This is a genomic window from Corynebacterium sp. HMSC077G07 (genome assembly GCF_001809225.1).
GTDB lineage: Bacteria > Actinomycetota > Actinomycetes > Mycobacteriales > Mycobacteriaceae > Corynebacterium > Corynebacterium jeikeium_D.
The window spans coordinates 128811-150574 of the sequence record NZ_KV796535.1; the positions used below are offsets into that span (position 1 = coordinate 128811).

Here is a 21764-nt window from a genome sequence, read left to right on the forward strand (position 1 = left end):
ACGCATCAACCCGCATCAACGCGCGTCAATGCACATCACACCTCACAACTGACCTGTCACTCGACATCCACACAGGGGGAAACACTCATGACCACTCAAAACTCCAACCATCCGACCAACCTTCCAACCAACTCTTCAACCAATCCGCTGACCGCTGCGCAGTCCCAGCTGCGCTCGTATTTGCACAAGCGTCTGCACGCTCTGGCAACTGAGGAAAACGGCATGTCAACCGTGGAATATGCTCTCGGAACTATTGCGGCCGCAGCTTTCGGAGCCCTGCTCTACACCGTCGTGACCGGCGGCGATATCACCCAGGCGCTCACCGATATCATCGAAAGGGCGCTCAACACCGATGTCTAGCCGCATCCGCTCTACGCTTCATCGCCTGTGCGTCGGCGACGAAGGCCAAACCACGGTAGAAACCGCTTTCGGTCTCGCGGCACTGGTCACGGTCATGGCCACGGCTCTGTCCGGGCTGGTCACCATCGCAATGTACCTAGGGCTTACCGACGCAGCCGGAGCCATCGCACGGGCTGAGGCACGGGGCGATGCGGAGACAGTAGCCGAGCTCCGCGCCGACGCAGATGGGCAGGTCGCGATATCGGAAACCTCCGGTACCGTGCGCGTGACCATTCGGCGCTCAGCGGGGCCATTTTCGCTGGAAGCACGCGCGGTTGCACTGCGGGAGAGAGCGGCATCGTCATGAGAAACGTGACAGCCCGCCTTCTCCGCGAAGAAGAAGGTTCCACCACAGTCGCAGCCGCACTGTTCATCGCCGCTTTCGTCGTTCTGACTTTGGTCGGAGTTACGGCCGGGGTGAGGGTGGTGCAGGCGCGGCAGGCAGCGGTAGCAGCGGATCTGGCCGCGGTGGCCGGCGCCGTGGCTGCGCAAGAGAGCGACGACGCCTGCAAAGCTGCGGGGTCAATCGCAAAAGCTAATCATGCACGCATTGTGGCCTGCGAGATTGATGGGGAGGACGTGCAGGTCAGCGTCCAACGAAAGGAGAGAAAAGCCACGTCCAGGGCAGGGCCGGTAGCGGTGGAGGATGCTGCTACTGGCCGTCGTTAAGCGCGCGCGACACCCCACTGAGCACCTTGATTGCGCCGGCCTTGTCCAGCGGATCGTTGCCATTGCCGCACTTGGGCGACTGGATGCACGATGGGCAGCCGGATTCGCACTCGCAGGCGGCGACGGCATCGCGGGTTGCGCGAATCCACTGAGCGAAGGCCTCGTAGCCACGGTCGGCAAACCCCGCACCACCAGGGTGCCCGTCGTACACAAAAACGGTGGGCTGCTGGGTATCGGCGTGCATGACCGTGGAAACACCGCCGATGTCCCAGCGGTCGCAGGTGGCAATCAGTGGCAGCATGCCGATAGCCGCGTGCTCGGCTGCGTGAAGAGCCCCCGGCGCGATGTCGGAGCCCACGCCCCAGGAGCGCAGGGTGGACTCGGGCATTGTGTAGGCCACGGCGCGCGTGACCAAACGCTGCGGAGGGTAGTCAAGTTCAACACTGTCGAGAATCTCGCCGGTATCCAGGCGACGAAGATAGGAGGTGACCTGGTGAAAGACCTCGACCTGGCAGGAAGCGACCTGTAGGCCCTGGTAGTGGCGCATATCGTCAACATCGAGGATGCGGATGGTGGTGTCCATGCGTGAGCTGGTGGAATAGCGCGGCTGCTCGGGGTGGACCAGGGCGACGAGGCTGTCGAAGTCCAGCTGGTCGACAAGGTAGGACTCGCCGCGGTGCAAGTAGACGGCACCGTCGTGAACCTGCTGCATCGCACGGCCAAGATCGATGGTGCCAAGCAGTCGGCCATCGGTCTGGTCGACGATAGCCACTTCCTGACCATCGCCGCCACGGACGTTCACGGCATCGTGAGCAGTGGCGATACGCGGCCCTTCATCGCGGTCGGTTGGGTAGTAGACGGGCTCTTGTCCTTCCCAGGTGCGCTTGCGCAACCATCCCGCGGCCACCATGTCTTCGGCTACGGGCATGGTTCCCCACGCTTGAAGCTGACTGGTGGTTACGGGTTTCTCCACAGCCGCGCAGTAGAGATGTGACCACACCACATGCGGGTTGCGGGGATCGAAGACGGTCTTTTCCACCGGCCTGCCCAGCAGTGCGGACGGGTTGTGGACCAAGTACGTGTCCATGGGGTCATCGCGAGCCACCAACACCACCAGTGCGCCCTGACCACGACGACCCGCGCGGCCGGCCTGCTGCCAGAATGAAGCGACCGTGCCCGGGAAACCGGCCTGTACCACCGCGTCGAGGCCGCCGACGTCAATGCCCAGTTCCAGTGCATTGGTGGTGGCCACACCTAGCAGGGTGCCGTCATCGAGCATGCGCTCGATGTCGCGGCGCTCTTCGGCCAGGTAGCCGGCGCGGTAAGACTCGATGCGCTCGGCGATATCGCTGCGGTGGCGCTTCTCCAGGCGCTCGCGCACGCCGAGCGCTACCTTCTCAGCACTGCTTCGCGAACGGGTGAAGGTCAGGGTGCGGGCGCCCTCGACAAGCAGGTCGGCCATGATATCCGCGGCCTCGGTCGGGGCGGGGCGGCGCACGGGTGCGCCGTTCTCGCCTTGGAGGTCGGGGAGCAGGCCGGGTTCCCACAGGGCGATAGTTCGCTCGCCGACCGGGGCGCCGTCTTCGGTGATGGCCTCGACAGGCTCGCCGATGAGGCGACGAGCCTGGTCAGCGGGGTCGTTGGTCGTCGCAGAGGCAAAAATCACGGTCGGCGAGGCGCCGTACTCGCGGGATAGCCGCAGGAGGCGACGCAGAATTTGGGAGACGTTGGCGCCGAACACGCCTCGATAGGCATGGCATTCGTCGACGACGATATAGCGCAGGTTGCGCAGCATCCGCGTCCATCGAACATGGTTGCCGAGCACCGAAACATGCAGCATATCGGGGTTGGTAAACACCCAACGGGCGTGGTCGCGGATGGCGCGCCGGGCGTCTTGTGGGGTGTCGCCGTCGTAAAGCGAAATCAGCGAACTCAGTGACGCCGGTGCCATCGCGCGTGCAGTGTCCAGCTGATCGGCGCCCAGCGCCTTGGTCGGGGAGAGGTACAGCGCGGTGGCCGCGGGGGTGGCGGACAGTTCTGTGAGCACGGGCAGCAGGTAGCCGAGCGATTTACCCGACGCCGTGCCCGTCGCGACGACGCAGTGCACGCCCTCGCGGGCGAGGTTCGCGGTTGTCGCCTGATGAGTCCACAGGTTCTCAATTCCGCGATCTACCAGCACTTCTCTCAGCCAACTTAGCACCCACTCAGGCCAAGGCGCAGTCACGCCAGCGCGTGCAGGAAGATCCGCAATGTGCGTCACCGTCGCCCGCGGATGCGCACGAATAACCGGCCCCAGCAGCTCCCGCCCAAACGACTCCACCGACACCACCCTTTCCTGTAAACGCGCACTTCATATGCTTGACGACGCTTCCTATCAGCCACATTCTCGCTATTCGACACCCCAGTTTCTCCGGACTCCGAACACGGGTTTACGGGGGTGGCAAGAAGCTGTTCCTAATCGGCGCTCGCGCCCCAAACGTGGCAGACTTTTTGAGTGTATCGCCCGCCAACGGGCACCCAGCAAAAACTCGCACGAGGCGAAAGGGTGCTTTGGCCGTGTTTACCCCATCGTGTGTGGCCGGATGTGCGTGGCGAATACTTGTTTTATCGAATCCTGAAGTTGGGAAGTTTTGTAATGGCACAGGGTACTGTGAAGTGGTTCAACTCGGAGAAGGGCTTCGGGTTTATCGCCCCAGCTGACGGTGGCAACGACGTGTTCGTTCACTACTCCGAGATCCAGGGCACTGGTTTCAAGACGCTGGAAGAGAACCAGGCAGTCGAGTTCGAGATTGGTGAGGGCCAGAAGGGTCCGCAGGCTCTGGACGTGAAGCCTCTGTAAGTCAACCGTTTCCGGGTTGAACTGGGCTTTTGCCTAGTCTGTCGCGCGGAGTTTTTGGCTTTTCAAGGCCCATGTTGTGTTCATGGGGTAAGCCTTGATTCTCCCACGCGGAAAGTAATTTCTGCGTGGGATTTTTGCATTTCTGGGGGCAGTGGGTCAATCCGAGTTACTGACTACGTTTATGACAAAAATGGCCCGAAAAATGGCTTGAAAGTGTCATAAACTCATACAGTTTCACATTTGCAGCCCGTGATCACGCGGCCGCTGCGGCGGCTGCGCCCGCTGCGGCCTGTTGTGACCAGCCACTGACAGCCACGGGGATGATCATGGCCAGCCGCACAGCAGTCGTCGGGTCGGCAACTGCCGGCCACCGGGGATCCCCCACAGCAGCCCCTTCAGTCACACCCAAAATCCGCCCGATACTTGAGGAATCCACGCGACAAACTAGATTGTGTGTACGGTATTCCTTATATTCTTCATATTCTTTCCAGATAATCTTCCGGGGAGAACGCGGCCGGGAACTGATTTGCACTGATCGGAACCGGTTGGAACCGATTGCGGGCCTCTCACAGCTGAAGCCCAGCCAGAGTCCGGCCAAGAACCCCAAGATTTAAACGAAAACAAGAATCTAAACAGTCAAAAACATTCAACGTTGCAGGATAGAAAAACTTCTATGGCGAATTCAGACGGCCTCAAGCGCCTTGTAATTGTCGAGTCGGCGACGAAAGCTCGCAAGATTCAGCCGTATCTCGGCGATGATTACATCGTGGAGGCGTCGGTGGGCCACATTCGCGACTTGCCCCGTGGCGCAGCCGACGTTCCGGCTCGTTACAAGAAGGAGCCCTGGGCTCGTCTGGGTGTGAATGTCGACAACGGATTCGCTCCGTTGTATGTCGTCAGCGCTGATAAGAAGAAGAAAGTCGCTGACCTGAAGGCCAAGCTCAAGGAAGTCGACGAACTCTATCTCGCAACTGACCCCGACCGTGAGGGCGAGGCTATTGCCTGGCACTTGCTGGAGGTTCTGAAACCCAAGGTGCCGGTGCGTCGCATGGTGTTCCATGAGATCACCAAGCAGGCCATCCTGGAAGCCGCCGCCAACACCCGTGAGCTGGACCAGAACTTGGTTGACGCCCAGGAGGGTCGCCGTATCCTCGACCGTCTCTACGGCTACGAGGTCTCCCCGGTGCTGTGGAAGAAGGTCATGCCGCGCCTGTCGGCAGGCCGTGTGCAGTCGGTGGCAACGCGCGTCATCGTCGAGCGTGAGCGCGAACGCATGGCGTTTATCTCCGCCGAGTACTGGGATGTCGCCGCAACTTTGGACACCGGCTCGGCTTCTGCTGACGCCAACCAGCCGAAGGAATTCGTCGCAACCCTGACCAGCGTTGATGGTCAGCGCGTAGCGCAGGGCCGAGACTTCGATGACCGTGGCCAGCTGAAGAAGTCCGATGGCATCCGGGTCGTCGATAAGCAGCTCGCCGAAACCCTGGCGGCGGACCTCGTGGGCTCTGAGCTCAAGGTCGCGTCGGTGGAGGAGAAGCCGTACACGCGCCGCCCGTACCCGCCATTTATGACCTCCACGCTGCAGCAGGAGGCGGGTCGAAAGCTGCATTACACCTCTGAGCGCACGATGCGTGTGGCGCAGCGTTTGTACGAAAACGGTCACATTACCTACATGCGTACCGACTCCACGACGCTGTCCAAGGCCGGTATCGATGCCGCGCGTAAGCAAGCGCTGGAGCTCTACGGCTCGGAGTATGTCGCCGATGCGCCGCGCCAGTACTCGCGCAAGGTGAAGAACTCGCAGGAAGCGCACGAGGCAATTCGTCCGGCGGGAGAGACGTTCGCAACGCCGGGGCAGCTGGCGGGATCGCTGGATGCCGAGGAGTTCAAGCTCTACGAACTGATCTGGCAGCGCACGGTCGCCTCGCAGATGGCCGACGCACGCGGCACGTCCATGAAGGTCACCATCGCTGGCGCCACCGACACGCACGCCGTCGAGTTCGCCTCCACTGGACGCACGATTCGCTTCCCGGGCTTCCTCAAGGCATACGTTGAGGTCTCCGCGCTTTCCGACGGCCGCAAGGTCGCCGACAACGCTGAGAAGCGTCTGCCACAGTTGACTGAAGGCCAGGGCCTGACGGCCACGGACTTCAGTGCCGACAGCCACTCCACCAACCCGCCTGCGCGCTTCACCGAGGCCAGCTTGGTGAAGAAGATGGAGGACTTGGGAATTGGGCGTCCGTCGACCTACGCGTCGATTATCAAGACCATTCAGGATCGAGGCTACGTCTACCCTCGCGGCAACGCTCTGGTGCCCTCGTGGGTGGCCTTTGCCGTGGTGGGGCTGATGGAGGAAGCGTTCTCCGATCTGGTCAACTACGACTTCACCTCCGAGCTGGAGGATGAGCTCGACGGCATTGCTGCGGGCAATAAGGATCGCACGACCTGGCTGACCGGTTTCTACTTCGGCGATGACAAGGATCACCGCCACAAGGGAGCCGACGCTATTGCGACCCACGGTGGTCTGAAGAGCATCATCGATGTGAACTTGGAATCGATTGATGCTCGGAAGGTCAATTCGCTCCACCTTTTCGACGATGCCGAGGGCAACCCGATCATCGTTCGCGTTGGCCGCTATGGGCCGTACCTGGAGCGTACGCGCCCGGGGGCCGGTGAAAACGGTGCCGACGAGGTGCAGCGCGCCAACATCCCGGAGGCCATGACTCCGGACGAGCTGGATCTGGCCGCTGCCGAGAAGCTGCTGGCGATGCCGCAGGGCGGACGTGAGCTGGGCATTAACCCGGCCAATGGTCGCATGATTGTTGCTCGTGATGGCCGCTACGGCCCCTACGTCACCGAGCTGGTTACCGATGAAGAGCGCGAAGGTGTCGTAGCCAAGGCTGAGGAGATCATCGCAGCTGAGCGCGCCGAAGAGGACGCTCAGCGCGCTGCCGAGGGCAAGCGAAAGAAGAACTGGGAAACCAAGACCGCTGCCAAGCAGAAGGAAAAGCGCACCGCGGAAATCATCGAGGAAACTCTGAAGCCGAAGACGGCCTCGCTGTTTTCCTCCATGGAGCCGTCGACTGTCACGCTGGAAGAGGCTCTGAAGCTGATGAGCCTGCCGCGCGAGGTCGGTGTCGACCCGGTCGATAACGAGGTTATTACTGCTCAGAATGGCCGTTACGGTCCGTACCTGAAGAAGGGCACGGACTCGCGTTCACTGGCTAACGAAGAGCAGATTTTCACCGTGACATTGGACGAGGCGCGTCGTATCTACGCTGAGCCGAAGCGCCGCGGTCGCGCTGCTGCGAAGCCGCCGCTGAAGCAGCTGGGCGACAACGATGTCTCCGGTCGCCCGATGTCGGTGAAGGATGGCCGATTCGGTCCGTACGTCACCGATGGTGTCACCAATGCTTCGCTGCGCAAGGGGGATACGCCTGAGACTCTGACCGATGCCCGCGCCTGCGAGCTGCTGTCTGAGCGCCGCGCGAAGGAAGCCGCCGATGGTGGCACTAAGAAGGCTGCGAAGAAGTCGACTCGCAAGACCACGAAGAAGGCTGCGAAGAAGACCACCAGGAAGGCAGTCAAGCGCACCACCAAGCGAGTGGTGAAGGCAACGCGTAAGGGCAAGTAGCGCATTGACCGTTAGCCGCGGCAGGGGCGAAATGGGTGCAGAGCACTTAAGCGCCCGGCGCCCCCTGCGGAGCTGGTGCGCCCGGCGCCTCCTGCGGAGTTGGCTTGGGGCCACCGACCCCGGCCAACTCCGCCCGCATCGTCGGCCCGTACGACAGCCGGCGATGCACCTTCTCAAACGGACCCTGCATGCCGCGACGCTCCATCGCCCACGCGGCGAACAATGTCACCAACCAGACGCCCACAGCAATGAGAGTTTGCACGAACGCGCCCATGTCGCGCGGGATGTCCAGCATAAATGGGTACACCAGCACAAAGAAGATGACCGACTGCATCAGGTAGCCTGTCATCGAACGCTTGCCGAGCGCCACAATCGGCACCAGCCAACCAGGTACAGCGGCGCCCTCGTTCAGGCGTCGTTGGAGCGGCTGCAGTGCTAACGCCAGCCCGGCCAGAATTCCCGGGCCGGTGAAGACTCCAGCAAAGCTGTTAATTACCACGAAGGCCATGTGCTGTCCGGCTGGAAGAACACCAATCGCTGCCAACCCCATAGGGATGCCGATACCGAAAGCCACGACCACAGCCACCACGAGCCACCGAATAAGCAGGGGGCGGTGCGCGTCAACGTCGTCAAGCACGCCCTTGCGAGCCCACACGAAGCCAATCATCATCACCGGCAGGTAGAGGAACAGCTGCAGCGGCAGAGTAGTGATGCTCATTGTCAGGGCCTCGAGATTCGCGGCGAGCATATCCAGGTAACTTGTTTCAATCGCACCGCCGTTGACGAGCTCGGTCATGTCGGAACCGTCCAACCCGACGTCGGGCATCGCAATTGTGAAAACCAAAAACAGCAGGCTCAATACCGCATTAACTGTCAGCGCAATCCATGCGAGGATAGTCAGCACTTTGTTGCTAAGCCCCATAAGCAGCCCCAGGATGATGCCGCAGATGCCGTAGAGAAACATGATGTCGCCAAAGAACAGAAACAGCATGTGCGCGATGCCGAACAGCCCCAGGAACGCATAACGCTTTACGACGACCACTCGCGCCCGCGACCGTGGAAAGTTCCTCCTGGCCAAACTGCGGACAATGAGTCCGACACCGAAACCGAGCAGCGTTGCGAACATCGGCAGCCCGCGATTGTGTGCGGTCACAGCGGTAAAAAGCACGGTGGCCTTGTCGGCGATGCTGTCGTTTATGACGCCGCCGAAGAATGCTCCGGGCAGCTCGGGGCTTGCAACCAGCCAGGCAGTGGCAATGTTTGCGATAGCGATGCCGAGAAGAGCGAATCCGCGCGCAGCGTCGGGGACGAGCATGCGAGGTCTGGGGTTGGTGCTAGAGCTGGAGCGGCTGTCAGTCATTCCTCCAACGTAAAGGATTTGCGGGAGGGTACGCAGGTTGGCGGCGGACGGCGATTGTTGCAGGAGCCTTGCGACATATCGAAAAGCGATATAGTATCGAAAATCGATACATCGAATAACGATGTGTTGGGGTTTGGCTGCAGCTCCAAGCGCCCCGCAGAATAATCTCACTAACCGCGCCAATTACGGTGCAGTAAGGAAGTTAGCTATGGTATCTCCACAGACCAAGAAGCCAAATGACCCGTATGTCAATCAAACTAAGGAGCGCCGGGATGTAATCGTGAGCCTTTTTGCCGGAGTGTTTGCACTGGTTTACATTTTGCTCCAGCTCCGCCATCCGGTTCTTCATCAGCAGTTCCCCAGTGATCTGACCCTGCTTTTGCCCGAAGTGCTGGGAAGTGGCAAAGGGGTTCCTATCGAGGTTATGAGTGGTGGAGTCCTCTCCTTGTTTATTGCTGCGACTGTTGTTCGATGCGCTATCGTCGCCGCGATTGCCGTGCTCTGCGTGTTGTTCTCACTCTCGTACCTGAAGGGCGAGTTTTTTACAGTTAAGACTGCGCGACGAGTTATGGCTATCTCCTGGCTGGTAGCGATGTATCCGGCAAGTAGTTTCCTACAGCATATGGGTGAAAACTGGGTCGCAAGTGGCCTGAATCTGAGCGCGTGGTACCAGCGTGATCATGCCGATTTCAATGAGCACCTGGGAATATGGTTTGTGCTTATGATAGTCATCTCCACTCTCGGAGTTATGTTGTTCCGAGCTGCGCGAATGCAGGAAGATCAGGAAGGACTCATTTAAATGGCGAAGGTTGTGTGCCACTTAGATGAGCTGCTTGAAAGCCGCGGAATGACGTTGGCAGCCCTTTCCGAACAGGTCGGGGTCACTCCGGTCAACCTCTCAGTGCTGAAAAACAACAGGGCGAAGGCCGTGCGATTCACGACGCTCACTATGTTGTGCGAAGCTTTGGACTGCCAGCCAGGAGATTTATTCTCGGTGGAGTAAGTGTGTTCGCCGTCTGAGAAGTCTAGGGGTACTGGGCGCCCAACGAGCCCTAAGCTTCGTCGGCAAGCGTCGGGCGCACCGGGCGCGCAAGCTGCGTCATGTGCGTACGGCCGCGCAGCTCCACGGACTTCAGGGTGGTCCAGCGAGCCTGCTCGTCCTCGTTGGCCAGGCGAATGGTGGAAGCTGTGGCGAGCACGCGGCCCGGGGTGTCCTTGGCCAGCTCGGTCAGACGGGCAGCCTGGTTAACCGCGTCACCAATAACCGTGTATTCAAAACGGTCGCGGGCACCGATGTGGCCGGCAACGACGTGCCCGGCGGAGACGCCGATACCCGCGGTGAGCTGGAGGTCGAGCAGTTCCTCGCGCAGTTCACGGGCGGCTGTGAGGGCGTGCCCAGCAGTGTCATCGAGGGGCAGGGGAGCGCCGAAGACAGCCAGAGCCGCGTCACCCTGGAACTTGTTGATAATGCCCTTATTGCGGTGCACACAGTCAACAACGTGGTCGAAGAAGGCATTGAGCTCACGGACAACGACTTCTGGCGAGTTCTTCTCCGCGAAGTTGGTCGAACCAATCACGTCCACAAACAGCACCGCGACGAGGCGATTCTCGCCGCCCAAAGTCGGCTTTTCTTCCAGAGCCTTACGGGCGACCTCAGACCCGACATAGCGGCCGAAGAGGTCACGGACCCGCTGACGCTCCTGCAGGCCACGCATCATTTCATTGAAACCCGCCTGGAGAACGCCCATCTCGGAGCCGTCGTAAATAGGCACGCGCGTATCCACCTGGCCCTGGCGGACCTTGTTAATCGCACCCGTGAGATCACGAATCGGGTCGACGATGGACATAGTGGCCAACATCGTGCCGAAATAGCCGGTAATCAGAGCCAGAATTGCCAGCGCGGTGATGGTGGGCAGCAAATCTGCCGCGTCATCTGTGAATAGACCACGGCGCTGACCTATCAGCACAAGCAGGATTGCTACCACTGGAACACCGCTGGTCAACACCCACGTCTGGCGCAGGCGGTGGCCAATCGGTGGCTCCAGCGAAGAATCCGGGGCCCTACGCGCCAGCGCCTCCACAGCAACCGGACGCACCATGCGCTCCGCAATTAGATAGGTCAACAGTGCCACCATGGCGCCACCGAGCACCGAGGTGAGCAGCACCATCAGGCCAATCTTGCTGTCATAGGCGAACGCGACTCCACTGAAGACAATCACGCCCAGAGACCAGATGACGGTACCCAAGAGTGCCTGATAGACAGGCACGCGCATGACCAGATAGCGCACCCGCCGCGGATCGTGCAGCTCTGGATGACGCTGCCATTTCAACAGCGGCTTGAACAGGATCCAAGTAGTGCCGATTCCCGCAATAATTGCCAGAACCAGGTAACCAGCCAGGGCATAGATGACCCCATTAGCCAACCGCGGCAGGTGAGTTTCTTGGTTCAGTGGCAACAGCATGCCGAGGAACAAGCCGACAATCATGGCTCCGACAAGGTTGCAGACGAAGATAAATGAGGCATAAGCAGGCCACATTGTCCCGCTTAGCCATTTCAGATTTCGCCAGAGCCGTTGCATGATTACTACCTTAGTGGCAACCCCGGATTGCAGGGAGTAGTTACCTCACAAGAGTCTCGTGGGGCGCGCTAGAGTTGTGGCCATGACAGAGCCGATGACAGAGCGCAGCGTGTTTTCTCGTATGCCCGAAACCGGTGGGGTTCGCCAGCGGCTGCAGGCTGCTGTGCGCGCTGCGCATTATCGCTTTGCCAACGGTCAACCGCTGGCAGGCGATGGGGTGGAGGTTTCGCCGGAAGGTGGGGACGCGGGGTCGTCGTTAAGCGATGTGCCACGCGACTCGGACATGACGCACGCCTGGCTGTTCACGGGACCTGCGGGGTCGGGGCGGTCGGTGACGGCGACGGCGTTTGCGGCGGCGCTGCTGTGCACGCGGCATGACAACCCCGGATGCGGCGAGTGCGAGGGCTGCCGGACGGCGCTGGCGGGAACACATGGCGATATCAAGATTGTGCGCCCGGAGGGCACCATCATTTCCGTGGCGACGGTGAGGGACGAGCTGCGGCCCTGGGCCTACAAGATGCCCACAACGGCGGATTGTCGCGTGCTAATCATCGAAGACGCCGACCGCCTCAACGAATCCGCCTCAAATGCGCTGCTCAAGGTGGTGGAAGAACCGCCGCTGCGCACCGTCATCATCATGTGCGCACCAACGACGAACGCGGAGGATTTCTCCGTTACGCTCCGTTCGCGCTGCCGCCACGTCTATGTGCCGACGCCGCATATCGACGACGTCACAAACCTCCTGCGCGCCGAGCGGCCAGAGCTTACCGACGAGCAAGCGGTCTGGGCCGCGACGGTGTCCAACGGTCACATTGGGCGTGCGCGTGGCTTTGTCTCCGATGAGGGCTCGCGTGCCTGGCGGGGCAAGGCCCTGGATTTCGTAGAGGCCGTGTTCGACCCGGCGAAGTCGTATTTGGCGGCGCGAGAGTTAGCCAACGAAGTGGCTGGCGAGGTGAAGCGGCGGATGGAGCCACTAGAGGCTGAGGAGCTGGAGAACCTCGAGCGCTCACTGGGCGTAGGTGCGTCCGGCAAGGGTGCGCAGGCGGCACTGCGCGGCTCTAAGGGGGTTATCAAGGAGCTGGAGGAAAATCAGAAGCGGCGGCGCAGGCGCGCGGAGTCAGATCTGATCGACCTGTCGTTGACCGACATTATGGGGCTTTACCGTGACGCCCTGGTGCTGGCGTTTGGGGCGGAACGTGGTGGTGAGACTGCTTCGGGGGATTCGGGCTTTGGTGCTGGTTCTGAGTTTGGCGATGGCGCGGTCTACCTCATAAATCCAGACCGTCGTCGGACAGCCACGGAGCTAGCCCGACGCCTTCCGCCGGAGGCGATATTGGCCTCCATCGATGCTGTCACCGAGGTGCGCGGCATGCTCGTGACTGCAGTGAAGTTGACGGTCTTGATGGATGAATTGATGGCTAAATTGCAGATCGCGGGGCAGGTTGGTCGTAGGTAAGCCGGTAGCCGCGCCTAATGCAGCGGACTGCAGGCCCCATTTTGGTAGCGATGGGGGCAGTACAGTAGTATTACCGCTTGTACATTTTGTGCAGGGTTATTTCTGCTTGCTTGAAAGCTCGGCGCAATGTGCGTGCCGCCTTAGCTCAGTCGGTAGAGCGTCTCACTCGTAATGAGAAGGTCGCGAGTTCGATTCTCGCAGGCGGCTCGGTTTGAAACGGGATCCTTTAAAAAGGGTCCCGTTTTTTATTTTTTGGATCGGTCAAACATGAGGAGAGCGAATCCAGCGGCAACCCAGACGATGAGAACCCACCACGCTGCCCCAGCACCGTTGCCATCGAAAAATGACAGTGACCTGACTAGGTAGCCAGTCGCCCCAATGGGCATCCACTGGCCAAGGGTGGACCAACCGGCCGGAAGCAGCCAGGGGCCGGTGGACAGTCCAGAGAGCGGGTTCGCCAAGAAAATCGTCAAAATGGCGCCGATGCCCACACCGGGAGTGCCAATAATGGCCGCAAGCCCGGCGGTAAGCATTGAGGTAGCCAGGATTCCCAGAGAAATAGCCAGCCATTCCATGCCGAAGCTGCCCGAAAGCGTGCCGTAGACAGAGTGGAGCATCCACGTTGCCACGAGGGCTCCGAAGACTGCGATGCCAGCGAGGACACCCAATTTCGTCCACTTCTTACCTCGGAAGAGGAAGGTGGCTATAACTGCCGAGATGATACCGCCGAAAGCCAGCGGCAAGCCGAGGAGCGCGACACCGGAAGCTTGTGGGTCATCCTGTGTGGTTGGAGCCAAATCCTCCCGCTCTACAGGGATGTTTTGAGACTCGAGGGTCGTCGCAATGCCGTCGATAAGCTGCGAGTAAGGTGCGCCGTTGCCTGAAGCGGTGTAGGCGGTAGCGCCCGTCGGGGAGATGACGATGCCGCCAACAGTTTCGCGATTGAGGATTGACTCGCGTACGGCGTCAGGGGTGTCCATCACCTGGATATCAGGAGCATCGTCGCCAGCTTTGTGTTCGATGGCTTGGGTGATTTGTTCGGATATTGGGGCGGGGGCAGTCAGCGCAATGGGGACATCGTTCGGGCCGGAGGCAAATGTCGGTGCCAGGAACGCGAAGAGCATGAGCCCGATGACGAGCGGAATACCGAAGATCACGGCTACTGCTTTGGGGGCGGGTGAGGCTTTTTTCGTCTCAGTCGTAGCTGTTGACATGGCCTATCTCCTAACTGGAGCAGAGTGTTTCACTTACAAAGTGGAGCATAGTGTTCCGTTTGTTAGGATGCGAGTGTGAGACAAGATGCAGTGATGAACAGTGATGCCATCGTGGAAGCAGCGCGAAAACTCTTGATAGAGCAAGGAGCCGGTGTATCCATGCGTGCGATTGCCAGGGAGGCCGGTGTCGGTTTAGCTACGGCAAGCAGGCACTTTCCCAGCAGGATTGAGCTTCTCGGCGCAGTCAGTGCTCGTGTTGCAGCTGATATCGACAGGGTTACTGAGGCAGCCGTAGCTCAGTTTGACGACGATCCGGACGGCGCTTGGCACGAAGCAGTCCACGCGATCGCGAAATTAAGTGTTGCGGCACTTGCCCAGGCATTATTCAGCGATCTCAATACCAGTTTGGGGAGCGAGGCGAAAAAGATTGATGGCATTATCGAAAAGCGAATGACGGAGTTGCGTCAGAGCTATACGCGACTGCTGGATAAGGCAAAAGCAGCTGGGCTATGCCCGGAGGACGTTGCACCGCTTGATTTCCACCTTGGGCTCGCTGTGGTGTCGCGTCCCCTTCCTAACTCTGCAGCGGTCGAGCAGTACTTTCCCGGTGTGCAAGAAAAGCTTGTGGACTTAATGCTTACGGGTTTGGCAGCACAGGCGAAGGGGAATCACTAAACCCCTCGGTGATAAGTCCTGAAAAATCCTGCACACGTCCCGACGTGCGGTGATTCCCCGAAACGAAGGGGGAGGAAATCTCGGAGCCGGCGACTCTCAATCGAGTGTTTGCTACTGTTACTCAGCACATAGCAGGTACGCGGAAACTAGGAGAACGCACTATGCGGCAGCCCGGACACCAGGGACTAGCAGTGCAGCGATCAGCAAGACGACTAGCTGTGGCTTTGGTGGCTGCGGCAATTTTGCCAGCCGGTCTTGTAGCTTGCACCATCGACACGGAGGCTTCCAAAGCAGGAAGCGCTCAGCAAGCTGCGTCGACAGAAACGCAAACGTCGTTGGCAGCTGAAGAAGAGGCTATGCAGATGCCGAACCCCACTCCGCCGAATGAGGAGTCTGCAATGTCTGATTCTGCTAACCCCGACGCAGTCGCTTCTGGCGATGCACAACAACAGCAAGCTAATCGCGCTACTTCGCGTGCCGACGGCTCCAGCGCTGTAGCCGGCAAGGTCATCTACCTCGACCCGGGACACGCCGGCACCCCACCACCAGCGGACATGATGGTCACTGACGGCCGCGGTGGCCAGAAGCCATGTAATACCTCCGGTACCGCTTCCAATGACGGCTTCCCGGAGCATGAGTTCAATTGGCTGATGGCGCAGGAAATTAAGCAGCTGCTCGAACAGCGCGGTGCTCAGGTGCTGCTCAGCCGCGTCGATGACACCGGTCGTGCAGATTGCATCGATGCCCGTGCAGAGAAGGAAAATGCCTCCAACGCCGATGCCGTGGTGAGCCTTCACGCAGATGGTGCTGGAGAGGGCAACCGCGGATTCCATGTGTCTGCGATTTCGCAGCCGCTCGCCAATAATGACGAGCAGGGATCTACCGCGCTGGCAACCGCGCTGCGCGATGCTTTTGTCGCAGCCGGTTTTGCTCCATCCAACTACCTCGGTAGCCAGGGGCTGAATCCGCGCGCTGACCTCACCGGACTCAACCTATCGACGAAACCAAAGGCACTGGTCGAATACGGCAACATGCGTGATAGCAGCGACATTGCCCTCTTGACCTCCAACGAAGGCCGTCAGCGCTTGGCAGAGGCCACTGTGGCTGGGTTGGAAGGTTTCTTGGCGCAGTAGCCAACCTGCGCATCCAGGCCGTAGCTACCTCACACCAGTCACCGCCACAGCAGCCAACCGGCCAACACGCTAACTAGCCGGGTTTGCCTTAGCTTTCGGTGTCATCGCGTCGTAAGGCTCCATCATGGGGATATCCAGCATGGTGCTGGGGACACCGAAGGCGTCGACAAGCACCTCAGACCAGGGGCCAAGGGAATCAACAAGATCGGCCAAGCCCGCCCGCGCGCCCTTGGTGCGAGTACCGGTGAGCAGTGACTGCTCCAAGAACCAGCCGGCGTTATCGCAGACCACCGACAGGAAGAACACATCGCGAACCTGCTCGAGCACCTCTTGAGAGCGCTCATCTGTGAGTGTGGATTCAGCTTCAAAGAACGCTTCCAAAATCATGCGATCGATATGCGCCCACGCGCAGGAAATCATGTGGTCCTGGACCTTGTCCACCAGCTTCGCGGCCTTTTCCACAGGCAGTTTCCGCGCCGGGCGCAGCCTGCGAGCAAGGGACTTGAGAAGTCGATTCTCGCGCTCGATGAGCAATTGCATCTGGCTGGCGGGGTCAAAGAGCGAGGACTCATCAGCGTCAGTCAGCGCATCCAAGAGGTTCTGAACGACGGCGTCCGCACCGGTGCGACGGCGCAAAATGCCACTGAAATTGTCGAGGCCGAAGCGCACCATTTCCAGGTTGGAAAAACTCTGTACCTCCCGGGCAAAACCACCCAAAAGTTCCTTGGTGACCAGCTGCAACATCACCACGTTGTCGCCCTCAAAGGTAGTGAATACGTCAGAGTCCTCTTTGAGAATGGTCAACAGGTTCTCCGCCATGTAGCCAGCTCCACCGGTGGCCTCACGCATCTCCTGGATGGCATCGGTGGCATGCGCGGTGTTGGCGACCTTCAATGCGGCGGCATGTGCCTCCGCTTCACGTAGATCGCGAGCCTGCTCCGGGGTTAGATTCGCACGGTCCAGCCCTTCCGCTTCGAGGTCGTGAATCCGCTTGATCAGCAGGTTGGTGGCAAATTGCAGACCGTACGAACGCGCAATGCGGGGGAGTAGTCGGATTCGGTGCTGGCGGTGCTCAATGAGTTTCTTTTCCGGCAGCGAATCGTCGGGAGCAAATTGGCGCCGCAAGTGTGCGTACTTGGTGCCGATGGTCAGTGCGGTGCGGGTTGCCGCACCAGCGGCCGCACCGACTGTCACGCGGCCGCGCACGAGGGCACCGAGCATCGTGAAAAACCGTGCATTGGGGCTGCCAATATCGCTGCTGTACTCGCCAGCGGCCGAGACATCTGCGAAACGGTTAAGCAGGTTCTCCCGCGGCACGCGGTAATGGTCGAACATGAGAGTGCCGTTGTCCACGCCCAAGAGGCCACCTTTGGTGCCGTGGTCGCCAATCGCAACCCCGTCGACAGGCGAACCGTCATCATTGCGGATCCGGGCAACAATGCAGTGCACACCATGGGATTCTTCTTGTCCTGGTGTGTAGAGCTGGCAAAAAACCGCAGCCCAGCGCCCATCGCGCGCGGCGTTGCCCAAAAACCATTTCTCAGAGGAAGCTGTCGGCGAATTGAGGATGAATTCTTCCGTCTCGGGGTCGTAATGTGCCGTGGTTTCGAGTGATTGCACGTCCGAGCCGTGGCCGCGTTCGGTCATCGCAAAGCAGCCGAGAGCCCGCAGCTCAATGAGGTCACGCACCAACTCGCTGTGACGCTCAGTCCCCAGATTGCTGACAGCGCCGCCGAAAAGGCCCCACTGCACTCCGGACTTCACCATCAACGACAAGTCGGTGTGGCCGAGCATTTCAATCCCGGAGAGTGTCCCGCCGGTATCTCCTGTGCCTCCCTGGTCAGTGCGGAAAGCACCATAGGGCATGCCGGTCTTAAGCACCTTGGACAACGCCTCGGTGGTGTGCTGCCTGGCCTCCTCCACGGTCAGCCCAGAGGTGGGCCGCAGGGTGGGGTCTTCTAAAAGGGCGCGGACATCAGCGCGCGCCTCGGGGAAATAGCCGTCCAGGACCTTTTGCAGTGCGCGTGCCACTTCCGGTTCCGGACGGGAGGGGAGTGTCTTCGGAGCGTCGGTCGAGCGCCGGCGGGGGATTCGCGTGGAGCTGGAAGAATTCTGTGCCATAACCCAACGTTAATGGGATATCTGGGGCTTGTCAGTCGCTTTCGACTGAGAAACTCATGAGGAAATCGGGACCGAGGAAAGAGAAAGCGGGTTATCGGGAGAAAAAGAAGGTGGAAACGCAAAAGCCGTCGTCAAGCAAATGCTGCGTTGTGCAATGCTTGACGACGGCTTGCGTAATCAGACCCTCGGTGGGGCAGATCCCTTAGCTGTGGGAACTAGACGCGCGACTTAACTTCGTCGAGGTTAGTTTCCGGGTGCTCGATCAGGTCTCGGTCTTCGAGACCCTTCGGCAGCAGGAACAGGGCAATCAGTGCCGGGATAGCCATGGCCATCAGGTAGACGGAGATGTAGAACGGGTTGCCGGTGGCGTCCATGATCATCTGGGCAATCATCGGAGCGAATGCGCCACCGAGGACGGCGCCGATGGCGTAAGCGATGGAAGCGCCCGAGTAGCGGACCTCAGCCGGGAACATCTCGGAGTACATGGCTGGCTGCGGGCCGAAGGTCAGGGCCAGTGGCAGGGTGAGAACTGCGACGGTCATGATGTACAGGAACGGACCCTGGTCCAGGATGCTCCACATGACGGCCTCCCAAATCATAATCACGACGTAGCCGATGATGAAGGTCTTAGCGCGGCCGATGCGGTCGGACCAAGCACCGGCGATGAACATGAAGATGGTCCAGCAAATACCAGCGACGAGAGTACCGGTCCATGCGACGGTTGCGGGGTAGCCCAGTGTCTTCTGTGCGTAAGCGCCGAAGAATGCGATCACGAGGTAACCGGTAGCCTGCTGAGCAGCGAAGATCAGAGCACCCTGGATGACCTTGCCCCAGTGGTTGCGGAAGAGCTCCGGCAGCGGAGCGGAACGCTCGGCAGACTCAGTCTGCATAGCCTGGAAGACCGGGGACTCGTCAACGGAACGGCGAATCATGTAACCGATCAGAACCAAGATGAAGGACAGCAGGAACGGCACACGCCAGCCCCAGTCCATGTAGGCTTCCTCGCCGACGATTGCCATAACAATCAGCATGGTGCCGGTCGCGAGGGTCAGACCCAGCGGAACACCGGCCTGCGGGAATGCGCCGTAGAGACCGCGCTTTTCCTTCGGTGCGTACTCCACGGACATCAGGGCTGCACCGCCCCATTCACCGCCAGCGGAAATACCCTGGAAAACACGGAGGAGAACCAGCAGGATAGGTGCGGCGATGCCGATTGATTCATAGGTCGGTAGCAGGCCGATGCAGAAAGTAGCCGCACCCATGCCGATGAGGGTGAAGACCAGAATCATCTTGCGGCCGTAACGGTCACCGATATGGCCAGCGACGATCGCGCCAAGCGGGCGGAAGAGGAAGGAAATACCCAGGGTTGCCCAAGCGAGGACCTGGGCCACCTGTGGATTCGACTGTGCAGCAGGCTCGATGAAGTGCGGAGCAAGCACGATAGCTGCGGCCTGAGCGTAAATCAGGAAGTCATAAAACTCGATGGTCGTACCCACGAGAGTTCCCGTGAGCACCTGACGGCGCTGCTTGGGATCATTCGCGATGATCGAAGTAGTCATAAAAAAACAAGACTTTCTTTACATACCCGTCCGCACGGCCATCGAGGACCTTGGTGATCTCAGCGGTCGCGCAGAAATCGCCCCAGGTTTTTCTCAGCCAGCGTTTGGGGAATGGACAGATTGTTTGACGGTGTCGAATTCTTACACAGCCAGACCGGTAGCGACCAGCGTTTGAACTTCAGCGAGCGGTGACAAAAAGTGAACAACGGGGGTAATGGGGGTCGGTGAATGGCGGTAGATTTCCTTTGTTTGTGACCGATTTATTTATACGCATGCCTGAAAAAGGCGGATTCGGGGGTGTGCAAAGGGGGTGGGTTGGGCACTACTTAACGACGGGTTGTTTCTGGATCGATTTGCGCGACCTGGCGGCCGTCTATGTGCGAGATTGTCTTAAATAGGGGAAATCTGCGTTTTATGGCTGTTCGACTACCCCCACATTGAACTAATTTGTAATTATATATTCAGAAGTTGTGTGAATGGTGTGGCAAAAGTGGCTCAAGATACAGAAGAAGTAACGGAACAATAACGATGTAGTGTCGAAAAGGGCACTGCCCCCGGATGGGGCAGGGAAACAAGGTTGGCAACAAGTCACCCCGAGACGGGGGTGTGGGCCCCAGGTTTCAGGGGCATTTTGGGGCGGTGGTAGCGCCAAGCGCCGAAACCACCCCGACACACCTCTTGTGGTTAGCTCCGGTGGCTTAAAATCTGCACCATTGTGCGTAAGGCGCTGGGGACCGTCGTAAAGTAAACGACATGTCTTCTCACGCAGGAACTAACGGCAATGAAAATGAGGTACCTCACGGCAGGGCCAAATCCAATAAAGGTACGCCGTTGTGGCTGCTCGCCGCAATTGCAGTTTTCGCCGTCGCGTGGGGTGGCAATGAATTCACACCGCTGATGGTGATGTACCGCGAAAACGCTGACCTGGCGCCGGTGTTCATTGACCTTCTATTGCTGGTCTACGCTCTCGGCATCGCGCCGGCACTGCTGATTTCTGGCCCAATCTCGGACCGTATCGGCCGTAAGCCGGTGATGCTCGCCGCGCCGGTGCTCTCGATTCTGGGCTCGACTCTCATCGCGCTGGGCGAGACCATCGCTCCGCTCATTCTCACCGGTCGCTTTATCTCGGGCCTGGCAGTCGGCATTGTCATGGCCGTGGGCGGCTCGTGGGTAAAGGAGCTTTCCGATCCACGCTTTGACCCCAAGGCCACTTCCACCTCGGGCGCGAAGCGTCAGTCCATGGCGTTGACCTTGGGCTTTGGCCTGGGTGCGGGTATTGCCGGCACGTTGGCGCAGTTCGCACCGCTGCCGGGGCAGTTGGCTTATATCATCCACATCCTGATTTCCATCCCAACGATCTTCGGTCTTGTGGCTGTGCCGGAGACCCGCCAGTCGCCGCACCTGGGCGGCAGCAATGCTCCGCACGAAAGCGTCTGGGAATCTCTACACACCCCTTCGGTAACTAACCGTCGCTTCCTGCTCGTCGCCGCGATGGGAGCGCCGTGGGTCTTCGGTGCAGCCGGTGTTGCCTATGCAATCATTCCTTCTCTGCTTCAGGACCACGTCTCCCAGCCAGTGTTCTACTCCGCGATGGTCACACTGTTTGCGCTGCTCTGTGGTTTTGGCATTCAGCAGATTGGTCCACGCTTTGTAACCGAGCACAACGCCCGCGGCTCGCTGATCGCAATGGGCATTGTGGTTATCGGCATGGGAATGGCCGCATGGATGTCCACCAACCCCACCGCAGTGACGGCGTTCATTGCAGCGCTGGTGCTGGGCACCGGCTACGGCCTGGCCATGTTTACCGGCCTCAACGAAGTACAGCGCATCGCCGGCCCGCGCGACATGGCCGGGCTGACCGGTATCTTCTACTGCCTGACTTACATCGGCTTCGCATTCCCAGCAATTCTGACCAAGCTCTCCGAGTCCATCTCCTGGATGACCTACCCGGTCATGCTCGGTGGCGGTATGGTCATCGCCATCCTGATGGGCTTGGTTATTTTCTTCAATTCCACCGTCAACCTGCCACAGCGCGCTGAGTAATCTCGCATTCCTCGGAAGACTAATCAACCCCGTCAATGTGAGGTTGGCACACGTATAAGCGGCTTTCCTTACTAAGCGCCTAT

Annotated in this window: 18 protein-coding genes and 1 tRNA gene; 12 read left to right on the forward strand and 7 right to left on the reverse strand. The window is 59.7% G+C overall.

Annotated features, from left to right (window positions below):
• Nucleotides 1-87 precede the first annotated feature (87 nt).
• From HMPREF2562_RS06315 to HMPREF2562_RS06325, 3 genes are read left to right on the forward strand one after another with little or no spacing between them, the layout of a single operon-like run.
• Complete coding sequence (locus HMPREF2562_RS06315) at nt 88-360, forward strand: DUF4244 domain-containing protein (RefSeq protein WP_016421935.1); 273 nt, start codon at nt 88-90, stop codon at nt 358-360.
• The gene (locus tag HMPREF2562_RS06320) at nt 353-706 is read left to right on the forward strand and encodes a TadE family type IV pilus minor pilin (RefSeq protein ID WP_016421936.1); all 354 of its coding nucleotides are present in this window, start codon (nt 353-355) and stop codon (nt 704-706) included. The genes HMPREF2562_RS06315 and HMPREF2562_RS06320 overlap by 8 nt, the downstream gene beginning before the upstream one ends.
• Nucleotides 703-1068, forward strand: coding sequence for an Rv3654c family TadE-like protein (locus tag HMPREF2562_RS06325; protein WP_016421937.1), 366 nt, complete (start codon nt 703-705; stop codon nt 1066-1068). Before HMPREF2562_RS06320 ends, HMPREF2562_RS06325 begins: the two co-directional genes overlap by 4 nt.
• On the opposite strand, the gene HMPREF2562_RS06330 is transcribed toward HMPREF2562_RS06325, so the two are convergent.
• Nucleotides 1052-3388 carry a DEAD/DEAH box helicase gene (locus tag HMPREF2562_RS06330; RefSeq protein WP_070549775.1) on the reverse strand — a complete coding sequence of 779 codons (2337 nt, stop codon included), beginning with the start codon at nt 3386-3388 and terminating at the stop codon, nt 1052-1054. The genes HMPREF2562_RS06325 and HMPREF2562_RS06330 overlap by 17 nt on opposite strands.
• A gap of 315 nt (nt 3389-3703) precedes the next feature.
• On the opposite strand from HMPREF2562_RS06330, the gene HMPREF2562_RS06335 reads away from it, so the two are divergent.
• Nucleotides 3704-3907 carry a cold-shock protein gene (locus tag HMPREF2562_RS06335; RefSeq protein WP_005511370.1) on the forward strand — a complete coding sequence of 68 codons (204 nt, stop codon included), beginning with the start codon at nt 3704-3706 and terminating at the stop codon, nt 3905-3907.
• A gap of 253 nt (nt 3908-4160) precedes the next feature.
• Here HMPREF2562_RS06335 and HMPREF2562_RS10955 read toward each other — a convergent pair whose 3' ends face one another.
• The gene (locus tag HMPREF2562_RS10955) at nt 4161-4310 is read right to left on the reverse strand and encodes a hypothetical protein (protein WP_168162081.1); all 150 of its coding nucleotides are present in this window, start codon (nt 4308-4310) and stop codon (nt 4161-4163) included.
• A 270-nt stretch (nt 4311-4580) separates the two neighbouring features.
• Here HMPREF2562_RS10955 and topA point away from each other — a divergent pair, with 270 nt between their 5' ends.
• Nucleotides 4581-7541 carry a type I DNA topoisomerase gene (topA, locus tag HMPREF2562_RS06340; RefSeq protein ID WP_070546343.1) on the forward strand — a complete coding sequence of 987 codons (2961 nt, stop codon included), beginning with the start codon at nt 4581-4583 and terminating at the stop codon, nt 7539-7541.
• 46 nt (nt 7542-7587) lie between these two features.
• Here topA and HMPREF2562_RS06345 read toward each other — a convergent pair whose 3' ends face one another.
• Nucleotides 7588-8901, reverse strand: coding sequence for a DUF418 domain-containing protein (locus tag HMPREF2562_RS06345; RefSeq protein ID WP_371259422.1), 1314 nt, complete (start codon nt 8899-8901; stop codon nt 7588-7590).
• Between the two features lie 208 nt (nt 8902-9109).
• On the opposite strand from HMPREF2562_RS06345, the gene HMPREF2562_RS06350 reads away from it, so the two are divergent.
• Nucleotides 9110-9700 carry a hypothetical protein gene (locus HMPREF2562_RS06350; RefSeq protein ID WP_016421941.1) on the forward strand — a complete coding sequence of 197 codons (591 nt, stop codon included), beginning with the start codon at nt 9110-9112 and terminating at the stop codon, nt 9698-9700.
• A complete protein-coding gene (locus HMPREF2562_RS06355) occupies nt 9701-9904 on the forward strand; it encodes a helix-turn-helix domain-containing protein (protein WP_005511351.1) in 204 nt (67 codons plus the stop codon).
• Nucleotides 9905-9953: 49 nt separating this feature from the next.
• Here HMPREF2562_RS06355 and HMPREF2562_RS06360 read toward each other — a convergent pair whose 3' ends face one another.
• A complete protein-coding gene (locus HMPREF2562_RS06360; RefSeq protein WP_070549776.1) occupies nt 9954-11480 on the reverse strand; it encodes an adenylate/guanylate cyclase domain-containing protein in 1527 nt (508 codons plus the stop codon).
• 82 nt (nt 11481-11562) lie between these two features.
• Between HMPREF2562_RS06360 and HMPREF2562_RS06365 the strand changes: the two genes are divergently transcribed.
• Together HMPREF2562_RS06365 and HMPREF2562_RS06370 are read left to right on the forward strand one after the other, a co-directional pair.
• Nucleotides 11563-12936, forward strand: coding sequence for a DNA polymerase III subunit delta' (locus HMPREF2562_RS06365; RefSeq protein ID WP_070546349.1), 1374 nt, complete (start codon nt 11563-11565; stop codon nt 12934-12936).
• A gap of 134 nt (nt 12937-13070) precedes the next feature.
• Nucleotides 13071-13143 (forward strand) — tRNA-Thr (locus HMPREF2562_RS06370).
• Nucleotides 13144-13181: 38 nt separating this feature from the next.
• On the opposite strand, the gene HMPREF2562_RS06375 is transcribed toward HMPREF2562_RS06370, so the two are convergent.
• A complete protein-coding gene (locus tag HMPREF2562_RS06375; RefSeq protein ID WP_016421944.1) occupies nt 13182-14150 on the reverse strand; it encodes an ABC transporter permease in 969 nt (322 codons plus the stop codon).
• A 93-nt stretch (nt 14151-14243) separates the two neighbouring features.
• Between HMPREF2562_RS06375 and HMPREF2562_RS06380 the strand changes: the two genes are divergently transcribed.
• On the forward strand, nt 14244-14825 hold the full coding sequence (locus HMPREF2562_RS06380) for a TetR/AcrR family transcriptional regulator (RefSeq protein WP_042388357.1): 582 nt from the start codon (nt 14244-14246) through the stop codon (nt 14823-14825).
• Between the two features lie 161 nt (nt 14826-14986).
• Nucleotides 14987-15958 carry an N-acetylmuramoyl-L-alanine amidase gene (locus HMPREF2562_RS06385; RefSeq protein WP_016421946.1) on the forward strand — a complete coding sequence of 324 codons (972 nt, stop codon included), beginning with the start codon at nt 14987-14989 and terminating at the stop codon, nt 15956-15958.
• A gap of 69 nt (nt 15959-16027) precedes the next feature.
• Here the strand turns inward: HMPREF2562_RS06385 and HMPREF2562_RS06390 are convergent, their stop codons facing one another.
• Both HMPREF2562_RS06390 and HMPREF2562_RS06395 read right to left on the reverse strand, forming a co-directional pair.
• On the reverse strand, nt 16028-18079 hold the full coding sequence (locus HMPREF2562_RS06390; protein ID WP_016421947.1) for an acyl-CoA dehydrogenase family protein: 2052 nt from the start codon (nt 18077-18079) through the stop codon (nt 16028-16030).
• A 215-nt stretch (nt 18080-18294) separates the two neighbouring features.
• Nucleotides 18295-19638 (reverse strand): MFS transporter, encoded by a 1344-nt coding sequence (locus HMPREF2562_RS06395; RefSeq protein ID WP_016421948.1) that lies wholly within the window; start codon nt 19636-19638, stop codon nt 18295-18297.
• 753 nt (nt 19639-20391) lie between these two features.
• Here HMPREF2562_RS06395 and HMPREF2562_RS06400 point away from each other — a divergent pair.
• Entirely contained in the window at nt 20392-21681 is a 1290-nt protein-coding gene (locus HMPREF2562_RS06400; RefSeq protein WP_048732299.1) for an MFS transporter, read from the forward strand.
• Nucleotides 21682-21764: the final 83 nt, after the last annotated feature.